The organism is Gelidibacter sp., assembly GCF_039916245.1.
Lineage (GTDB): Bacteria > Bacteroidota > Bacteroidia > Flavobacteriales > Flavobacteriaceae > Gelidibacter.
On the sequence record NZ_JBDSLS010000251.1, the window covers coordinates 1 to 8,546 of the forward strand.

Genomic DNA, 8,546 nt, shown 5'->3' on the forward strand with positions numbered 1-8,546 from the left:
TAGCCTTTCGCTTTGATGCCTAAAGCGTTCAATTCTTCTTCTAAGGCATTTGCTGATTCTACTGAAGAACTATATGTAAATGCCACATTTGCACCATTTTGAGCGAAAGCCTGCGCGATACCTTTACCGATACCTCTACTTGCCCCTGTGATGATTGCTGTTTTTCCTTCTAATAATTTCATATATATATAAATTTAGTAGTGAATGCACTGTTTCTGTATTTTGGCACTCGAACTAGGTTGATAATTTTCTTCTCAAATATAAGGATAAGAACTGTTTCAAATAAAAAAACCCCACAAAAATGTGAGGTTCTCAATAAATCATATGAGGTTATTTCGCCATAATTTCGGCTACTTTCTTCCCGATTTCAGCAGGTGAATCCACAACGTGAATTCCGCAAGCTCTCATAATTTTCTTTTTAGCTTGAGCCGTGTCGTCGCTTCCTCCAACAATTGCGCCAGCATGTCCCATGGTACGTCCTGCAGGCGCAGTTTCGCCAGCAATAAATCCAATGATTGGCTTTTTGCTACCACTTTCTTTATACCAATACGCAGCATCAGCTTCCAATTGACCTCCGATTTCACCAATCATCACCACACATTCGGTTTCTGGATCGTTGATCAATAACTCAACAGCTTCTTTTGTGGTTGTTCCAATAATTGGATCGCCACCAATACCAATTGCCGTCGTGATGCCTAAACCTTGTTTTACAACTTGGTCAGCAGCTTCATAAGTTAAAGTTCCTGATTTAGAAACGATACCTACGGTACCTTTTTTGAATACAAAACCTGGCATAATCCCAACTTTTGCTTCGCCTGGAGTAATAACTCCTGGACAGTTAGGTCCAATTAAGCGACAGTCTTTATTTTTAATATAACTTGCAACTTTAATCATGTCTGCCACAGGAATACCTTCAGTGATACAAATAATCACTTTTATACCTGCATCAGCAGCTTCCATAATGGCATCAGCAGCAAAAGCTGGTGGTACAAAAATAATAGAAGTGTCAGCTTTAGCTTCTTTAACTGCGTCTTCTACAGTGTTGAAAACAGGTCTGTCCAAATGGGTTTGTCCACCTTTACCAGGAGTAACACCACCGACTACGTTAGTTCCGTATTCTATCATTTGTTCTGCATGGAATGTACCTTCACTACCCGTAAAGCCTTGCACAATTATTTTTGAATCTTTATTTACTAAAACGCTCATTTATATTATTTTTTAATTTTTAAGACTTCGCAAAAGTAATCCTTTTAACAGCATTTATGAAGCCTTTATTGAACTTTTATTTCTGAAAAGGATTTGTAACTTTCTATATTGTCGTCCGCTACTTGGCTTAATTCATAACCTCTATAAAGTTTCCCGTCTTTTACTTCCCAAATGCTGATAAAGTTGGCCAAGGGTTGTTCGTTTTCTGGGTCTTCGATGGTGCTAATAAACACGGTGAATCTTATAGTGACATGATTTTGATCTTGCAACAAATGACTGATTTCGCATTTTAGGGAATTGTATGATAAATTGACATTTTTATAAAATTCATCTAATCCGTCGTAGTCCAGAACCTTATAACCTGTACTGCTATTCCAATGCAATTGACAATCTTTGTGGACGTATTTAGAAACCAATTGGCTGTTATTAGCTAAATCGGATGTATAAAAGGCTTTTACAACTTCTTTTGGGGACATTATTTATTTTTTAGTTGATCTATGATACCAGGAATTCTTTTGATGTAAGCCTTGTCCTTCAATTCATTTTTCGCTTCTTGTATTGAAGAACCCCAATATGTTTTACCTCCTTCAACAGACTTAGTAACGCCAGTCTGCCCGTGAATAACGGCTTTTTCTCCAATAGTTATACCACTTGTGGTTCCTACTTGACCCCAAATGGTCACTTCATCTTCGATAATTACACAACCGGCAATTCCAGTTTGCGAAGCAATCAAACATTTCCTTCCGAGAACTGTATCATGACCGATTTGGATTTGATTATCCAATTTAGATCCTTCGCCAATAATGGTATCCCCAGTGACGCCTCTATCGATACTGCAAAGAGCACCAATATGAACATTGTTTTCAATGACCACACGACCCCCAGAAATTAATTGATCATAGCCTTCTGGACGCTTTTTGTAATAAAACGCACTCGCGCCCAATACAGTGCCAGCATGAATGGTAACGTTATTACCAATAATGGTGTCATCATAAATAATAACATTAGGATGAATTAAACAGTTATCGCCAATAACCACATTATGACCTATAAAGCAGTTTGGCTGAATAATTGTGTTTTTTCCGATTTTTGCAGAATCTGAAATACTTTGATTGGCACTTTGGAAAGGCTTAAAGTGCTGCGTTAATTTGTTGAAATCCCTAAACGGATCATCACTAATAAGCAATGCTTTTCCTTCAGGACAGTCCACTTCCTTATTGATCAACACAATCGTTGCAGCCGATTTTAGCGCTTTGTCGTAATACTTTGGATGGTCCACAAAAACAATATCACCCGGTACAACCACGTGAATTTCGTTCATTCCCAACACAGGAAAATCATCATTGCCAACATAAGGTGTGTTGATGATTTCTGCAATTTGTTTTAAGGTATATGGTTTGGGGAATTTCATTGTTGATTGTTGTTAACCTGTTTGTTGTTAAATTGCTTGACGATTGGTCGTCCCAGAGGACTGCCGACTGTTGACTGTTGACTGTCAACTAAAAACTACTCCTTAACGCGTTCTTTATAGGTTCCTTTTTCAGTTTCAATTCTGATCTTATCACCTTCATTTATGAACAACGGCACATTCACCTCTGCTCCAGTTTCAACAGTTGCCGGTTTTGTCGCGTTTGTCGCTGTATTTCCTTTGATGCCAGGTTCTGTAGAGGTAACTTCCAAAGTTACGGTGGCTGGCATTTCTACTGAAAGTGGCATACCATCTTCAGTATTGATCAAAATGGTTACGACTTCACCTTCTTTCATCAAATCAGGTCTATCTAAAGCGGCTTCCAACAATCTGATTTGTGAGTAATCCTCCTGGTTCATGAAATGGTAATATTCGCCATCATGGTATAAAAACTGAAATTTATGTGTTTCTACGCGAACATCATCAATTTTATGTCCCGCTGAAAAGGTGTTCTCCAAAACTCTTCCGTTGGTCACACTTTTCATTTTTGTTCTTACAAACGCCGGACCTTTTCCTGGTTTTACGTGTAAAAACTCTGTAATCTTATAAATATCATTATTGTACCTAATGCACAATCCATTTCTAATATCTGCTGTAGTTGCCATTTGTAATTTATTGTATGTTGTTGATTTGTTTGTTGTAAAGTTGTATATCTGAGAGAATTAGTTTGATTTAAAATATCCTTTCATAATACCTCTATGAGAATTTTTGATGAATTGTAAAATTTCATCGCGTTCAGGAGTAGCCTCCATTTCAGCTTCAATAATTTCTGAAGCTTGGGTATTATTATAGTTCTTTTGATAAAGGATACGGTAAATGTCCTGTATTTCTCTGATTTTATCTGAAGAAAAACCTCTTCGTCTTAAACCGACCGAATTAATCCCCACATAAGACAAAGGCTCTCTTGCGCCTTTTACAAACGGAGGGACATCTTTACGTACCAAAGATCCGCCTGTTACAAAAGCGTGATTTCCTATGGAACAAAACTGATGTACGGCCGTCATTCCTGCCAATACGACGTAATCTCCAACGGTCACGTGTCCTGCAAGTGTACTGTTATTTGAAAAAATACAATTATTTCCAATAATGCAGTCATGAGCGATGTGGCAATAGGCCATGATCAAACAATTATCGCCAATAACGGTTTTCATTCTATCGGTAGTACCTCTATTTATGGTCACACATTCTCTAATAGTGACATTATTACCTATTTCTGTAATAGTGTCCTCATCCTGAAATTTTAAATCTTGAGGTACAGCAGAAATCACCGCTCCTGGAAAAATATTACAATTTTTTCCAATGCGAGCGCCTTCCATAATGGTTACGTTACTCCCTATCCATGTGCCTTCACCAATCACAACATTATTATGGATAGTTGTAAAAGGATCAATCACAACATTCTTTGCTATTTTCGCGCCAGGATGTACGTATGCTAGTGGTTGGTTCATTTCCTTATTTTTATTTTTTTTAGGTTCTTTTAATTGACTTAGCAACTATCTATTTTTTAATTGTGAACTTAACGGTTCGTTTGTTATTTAACTTTTGAAATTTGCGCCATTAATTCCGCTTCCGCGCAAAGTTTTCCATTAGCATAGGCGTAACCTTGCATATGGCAAATACCTCTTCTGATTGGTGTGATAAGATCACACTTGAATATTAAGGTATCACCAGGAACAACTTTTTGCTTGAATTTTACTTTATCGATCTTCATAAAGAAAGTTAAGTAATTTTCTGGATCAGGAACCGTACTTAATACAAGAATCCCACCTGTTTGCGCCATCGCTTCCACGATCAAAACACCTGGCATTACTGGAGATCCTGGAAAATGGCCGGCAAAGAAAGACTCATTCATCGTTACGTTTTTCATACCGATAACACCAGAATCTGTCAATTCAAAAATTTTATCAATCATTAAAAACGGTTGTCTATGCGGCAACATGTCCATGATTTGATTGATGTCCATTAAGGGCTCCTGATTCAAATCGACGACCGGAACATTGCTCCTTCTTTCGATTTTGATCATTTTAGACAATTTCTTGGCAAACTGCGTATTGATATAATGTCCAGGTTTATTTGCAATTACTTTGCCTTTTAAACGGATGCCAATAAGCGCTAAATCCCCAATCACATCTAACAATTTATGACGCGCCGCCTCATTTGGGTAGTGCAAGGTTAAATTATCAAGAATGCCATTTGGTTTAACGGCTATATTATCTTTCTTGAAAGCGACTTTCAGTTTTTCCATTGTTTCAGCCGATAATTCCTTATCTACATAAACAATCGCATTGTTAAGATCGCCTCCTTTTATTAATCCATGCTCCAGAAGCATTTCAATTTCGTGCAAAAAGCTAAACGTTCTTGCATTTGAGATATCTTCCTTAAAATCGTGGATATTATTTAAAGTTGCGTTTTGCGTGCCTAAAACTTTAGTACCAAAATCGACCATTGTGGTTATTTGGTATTCTTTAGACGGCATGATGATCATTTCACTTCCAGACTCTTCATCCACATAAGTGATCACGTCTGTAACTACATACTCTTCTCTGAAATCATCTTGTTCCATAATTCCTGCATCTTCAAGTGCCTGCACAAAGAATTTGGAAGAACCGTCCATAATAGGAGGCTCAGAAGCATTCAATTCAATAATAATATTGTCAATATCCATTCCTACAAGAGCAGCCAAAACATGCTCAGAAGTTTGAATAATAACGCCGTTTTTTTCCAAACAGGTGCCGCGTTGTGTATTGGTCACATAATTGGCGTCTGCTTCAATGATTGGTGTTCCTTCAAGGTCAACACGCTTAAATGAATATCCAGAATTCACTGGTGCAGGTGTAAATGTGAGTGTCACATTATTTCCTGTATGCAATCCAACACCAGTTAACGAAACTTTGTTTTGAATCGTTTTCTGTTTGATGTCTGTCTTAACTATTCCCATTTATTTTTTTATCAATGTTATTAATTTCTTTCATGATTTAGGAAACTTTTTAAAATACACATAAGATTTATTATAATCGGCATAAGCAAATGCAGGTGAGCCTTGAAGAACTTCATCATCCTTAACATTTCTGCCAATACCAGACTGTGCTTGTATTTTCACGTTGTTACCTATGGTAATATGACCCACTATCCCAACCTGACCACCAATAATACAGTTTTCTCCAATTTTGGTAGAGCCTGCAACGCCGGTTTGGGCAGCAATAACGGTATTCTTACCTATTTCAACATTATGTGCGATTTGAATTTGATTGTCTAATTTCACACCTTTTCTAATAATGGTCGATCCTAAAGTGGCTCTGTCGATAGTAGTTGCAGCACCAATATCCACAAAATCTTCCAAAATAACATTTCCTGTTTGTGGTACTTTGGTGTATTCACCATTTTCGTTTGGTGCAAAACCAAATCCGTCAGCGCCTATAATTGCACCAGAGTTAATAACACAATTTTTACCCACAATGCAATCAGAATACACTTTAGCCCCAGCAAACAATACCGTATTATCTCCAATTTTCACATTATCTCCTATGTAAGAATTAGGGAATATTTTGACATTGTTTCCTATGGATACATTCTCTCCTATATAGGTGAATGCGCCAATATATACATCATCTCCATGGGTTGTGTTTTTAGAAATGTGGCTAGGTTGTTCAATCCCAAACTTATTCAGTTTCACCTGATTGTAATATTCTAAAAGTTTTGAAAACGATTTATAGGCATCATCAACCTTTACAAGTGTCGTAGTGACGTCACTTTCGGGCTCAAATGATCTGTTAACAATAGTTATGGATGCCTTGGTGGTATAAATATAGGATTTATACTTAGGGTTGGCTAAAAAAGTCAATGACCCTTCAATACCCTCTTCGATCTTTGAAAGTTTAGAGACCTCGACATCTGGATTTCCAACGATATCGCCCTCTAAAATTCCTGCTATTTGTAGTGCTGTAAATTTCATCAATGGCAAAAATAGAAAAAATGTATCATATATTGTTATTTGTTGTAAAGTTACTTCGACAGGTTCAGTATTAATGGATGTCGTTGATCCATTCGTCACAGATTTCACATAACGTCCACCTCAAACCTATTCCTTCGGATAACAAATATAATACTTGGTCACTGGCTTTGAGAGCGCTTTTAAATTCAGCTGATCGGAGGCTTTGACGATATCTTTGATTTTACCAGATTTTGACAAGATGTTTATATTCTGGGATTTCAGCTCGTAAGCCTGATTTGAAACTTCCCCTGTAAACACAAAGTAGCCCGCTTCTTCAGCACTTATATGATGCTGCTTCATTAATCGTTCCTTATGCGCCTGGACGTCTTCAATCTTATGCTTTTTGTCTTTTAATTTCACTTTGAGCAAGTCCCTATTAATAATCATAGAACAGATGTTTTTCAACACAAAATCATCATGATATTGCCATTCCTTCATTGCAGAAACGATGTCATAATCATCCAAATGCGCAAAAACATCAAGCGTATCAATGGTGAAATTTGACTTGTTGATATCATTTTTCAAAAAATAAGTCAAGGCACTACTGGCCTTTAAATCAACACCTTTATTAGACAGTTCCTTGGCACGTTTTAAAACGCGCATCAGTAATTGCTCGGCCACCACACTGGTTTTATGCAAATAAACCTGCCAATACATCAATCTTCTGGCTACCAAAAACTTCTCAACGCTATAAATACCCTTTTCCTCTACTACCAATTCGTCGTCTACGACATTCAACATGGTAATCAAGCGTTCAGCATTGATATTGCCTTCTGCAACACCTGTATAAAAACTGTCACGTTTCAAATAATCAGCTCTGTCCATATCCAGCTGACTGGAAATGAGCTGACACATGAAATTTCTGTGGTACTCTCCTTTAAAAACCTGAATGGCCAGCGTTAAACTTCCGTTAAATTCCTGGTTCAAACGCTCCATAAAAAGAAGGGAAATAGCTTCATGTGAAACTCCCGTGACAATACTATGCTCCATCGCATGACTAAAGGGGCCGTGGCCAATATCATGCAAGAGTATAGCTATTAACAAAGCATCTTCCTCTTCTTGAGAAATATCAACACCTTTAAAACGAAGGACATTAACGGCTTTTTGCATTAAATGCATGCTTCCCATGGCATGATGAAATCTGGTATGGTGCGCCCCTGGATATACCAAATAAGTCATGCCCATTTGAGAAATACGGCGCAATCTTTGAAAGTATTTATGGGCAATCAAATCAAAGATTAACGAATTTGGTATCGTAATAAATCCGTAAATTGGGTCGTTAAATATTTTGAGTTTGTTTACTTTGTTCAAACTTGAGATTTTAATCATTAATTATAAACAAATATACATGAACCGTATAAATATCCTTTGGGTTGACGATGAAATTGATATGCTAAAACCCCATATCTTGTTTTTAGAAAAAAGGAATTACAATGTTACCACCTGCAAAAGTGGTATGGAAGCTCTGGAAATTATTGACGACACCAACTTTGACATTGTTTTTTTAGATGAAAACATGCCAGGATTAACGGGATTGGAAACGCTGAATGAAATTAAGGAACGACGGGCCAATCTTCCGGTAGTGATGATTACGAAAAGTGAGGAGGAAAATATTATGGAGGAAGCGATTGGCAATAAAATCGCCGATTACCTGATAAAACCGGTTAATCCCAATCAAATATTATTGAGCTTAAAGAAGAATTTAGATCATTCTAGATTAATTTCAGAAAAAACAACTTCCAACTATCAACAGGAATTCAGAAAAATCGCCATGGACATGTCTATGGTTAATAGTTATGAAGAATGGGCCGATTTATATCAAAAATTGATTTATTGGGAATTACAGTTAGAAGGTATCGAAGATGTTGGCATGACAGAAAT

Annotated in this window: 10 protein-coding genes; 1 reads left to right on the forward strand and 9 read right to left on the reverse strand. The window is 37.0% G+C overall.

The genetic code is table 11. The annotated features are described in order from the left end of the window. From ABIQ28_RS13200 to ABIQ28_RS13240, 9 genes are all read right to left on the reverse strand, one after another. Positions 1–182 (reverse strand): SDR family NAD(P)-dependent oxidoreductase (locus ABIQ28_RS13200; protein ID WP_348038062.1); only part of this gene is annotated, 182 nt, incomplete at its 3' end. A 148-nt stretch (positions 183–330) separates the two neighbouring features. Further along, positions 331–1,206: a succinate--CoA ligase subunit alpha gene (gene sucD / locus ABIQ28_RS13205; protein ID WP_348038064.1), complete on the reverse strand. Its 876-nt coding sequence runs from the start codon at positions 1,204–1,206 to the stop codon at positions 331–333. 65 nt (positions 1,207–1,271) lie between these two features. Beyond that, on the reverse strand, positions 1,272–1,682 hold the full coding sequence (locus ABIQ28_RS13210) for a nuclear transport factor 2 family protein (RefSeq protein ID WP_348038066.1): 411 nt from the start codon (positions 1,680–1,682) through the stop codon (positions 1,272–1,274). Continuing rightward, positions 1,682–2,617 carry a UDP-3-O-(3-hydroxymyristoyl)glucosamine N-acyltransferase gene (locus tag ABIQ28_RS13215; protein ID WP_348038068.1) on the reverse strand — a complete coding sequence of 312 codons (936 nt, stop codon included), beginning with the start codon at positions 2,615–2,617 and terminating at the stop codon, positions 1,682–1,684. The genes ABIQ28_RS13210 and ABIQ28_RS13215 overlap by 1 nt, the downstream gene beginning before the upstream one ends. Before the next feature lie 95 nt (positions 2,618–2,712). After that, on the reverse strand, positions 2,713–3,279 hold the full coding sequence (gene efp / locus ABIQ28_RS13220; protein ID WP_348038070.1) for an elongation factor P: 567 nt from the start codon (positions 3,277–3,279) through the stop codon (positions 2,713–2,715). Positions 3,280–3,336: 57 nt separating this feature from the next. Continuing rightward, positions 3,337–4,122, reverse strand: a complete 786-nt coding sequence (gene lpxA / locus ABIQ28_RS13225) for an acyl-ACP--UDP-N-acetylglucosamine O-acyltransferase (RefSeq protein WP_348038072.1) — start codon at positions 4,120–4,122, stop codon at positions 3,337–3,339. Positions 4,123–4,205: 83 nt separating this feature from the next. Continuing rightward, a complete protein-coding gene (locus tag ABIQ28_RS13230; protein WP_348038074.1) occupies positions 4,206–5,612 on the reverse strand; it encodes a bifunctional UDP-3-O-[3-hydroxymyristoyl] N-acetylglucosamine deacetylase/3-hydroxyacyl-ACP dehydratase in 1,407 nt (468 codons plus the stop codon). A gap of 30 nt (positions 5,613–5,642) precedes the next feature. Beyond that, positions 5,643–6,626, reverse strand: coding sequence for a UDP-3-O-(3-hydroxymyristoyl)glucosamine N-acyltransferase (lpxD, locus tag ABIQ28_RS13235; protein ID WP_348038076.1), 984 nt, complete (start codon positions 6,624–6,626; stop codon positions 5,643–5,645). A 126-nt stretch (positions 6,627–6,752) separates the two neighbouring features. Continuing rightward, a complete protein-coding gene (locus tag ABIQ28_RS13240) occupies positions 6,753–7,976 on the reverse strand; it encodes an HD domain-containing protein (protein ID WP_348038078.1) in 1,224 nt (407 codons plus the stop codon). Between the two features lie 37 nt (positions 7,977–8,013). Here ABIQ28_RS13240 and ABIQ28_RS13245 point away from each other — a divergent pair. Next, positions 8,014–8,546, forward strand: a 533-nt coding sequence (locus ABIQ28_RS13245) for a response regulator (protein ID WP_348038080.1), incomplete at its 3' end; no start/stop codon positions are given.